Consider the following 1052-nt stretch of genomic DNA (forward strand, 5'->3'; position numbering starts at 1 on the left):
ACAATTGTTCATCAATCATTATATTAATTGTACACTAAAAATAGTAAAATCAAAACAAATTTTACCTTTTATACATATATTGGTCTTCTAATTTTAAAATCCTTTATTAAAGATATAGAATGTGTTGAATTAGCATGAATAAAGAACTTTTTAGGTTTATTTCTTTCCATTTCTGTTTTAAATAATTGGCTCCATTTATACCAAAATAGGTAGTTTGTTAGGAACTTGGTTGAAACACCGTTAAACTTCCTTATCCATCTTTTTAAGCTACTATGAAAAGCATTAACTCTTTGAATATTATAAATGTCCACAGTTTTTCTGCCGCTCCTAATTTGATGTAACTCAAAATTATGTTGAGCAGCAAAAGGTATATAACTTCTATGTTTATCCGTACATAATATAGAATTATCTTCAACAACTTCCGATAAAGCTCTATCTATATCAGTATATTTAGGTCTACCATCGCATATTAAACCAGTATAGATATTTCCTAATCTATCTACACCACACAATACACAAGCAAATTCCTTTGATATACCTCTTGTATTTATTTCTTTGCCACGCTTTCTTGCTTCCCTTGGCATAGTAAAATTAGAACTTTTACTATGATTCCCCTTATAGCTAAGAGCAAAGTAGGTTTCATCGAGTTCAATAACACCTCCAAGAGAACCATAGCCAACAAACTTTCTAATTGCGTCTATAATTTTATGCCTCCAAAAGAAAGCTGTTGCAATATTAATTTCAACGATTTCAGCACATTGCCTAATAGTGTTGCCGTTTACCATACATTGAGCATATAGTAGCCATTTATCTAATCCCTTTTTACTACTTGAAACTGGGGATTTAGAAAAATCATTGAAAGTTTTTTTGCACTCTTGATTTTGGCATTTATACCTTTGTTTAACACCGTTCTTACCATGATATTTTCCATACTTAGATATTTTATCATGATTGCAAAAAGGACAGCACTTCCCCTTGTTAAATCTATTTTCAGCGATTTCTTCATCTATAGAGTTAGTTATTCCATTTGACATCAATACAGTCTTTAAAAA

The 1052-nt window shown here is 30.2% G+C and carries 1 protein-coding gene; it reads right to left on the reverse strand.

Features of this window, described 5'->3' with window-relative positions; all coding sequences use genetic code 11:
* Positions 1–68: 68 nt before the first annotated feature.
* A partial coding sequence (locus LQE93_RS16720; RefSeq protein ID WP_231074577.1) for an IS1595 family transposase occupies positions 69–1052 on the reverse strand: 984 nt, incomplete at its 5' end.

Origin of the sequence: Clostridium sp. NSJ-145 (genome assembly GCF_021044725.1) — a bacterium.
Classification (GTDB): domain Bacteria; phylum Bacillota; class Clostridia; order Clostridiales; family Clostridiaceae; genus Clostridium; species Clostridium disporicum_B.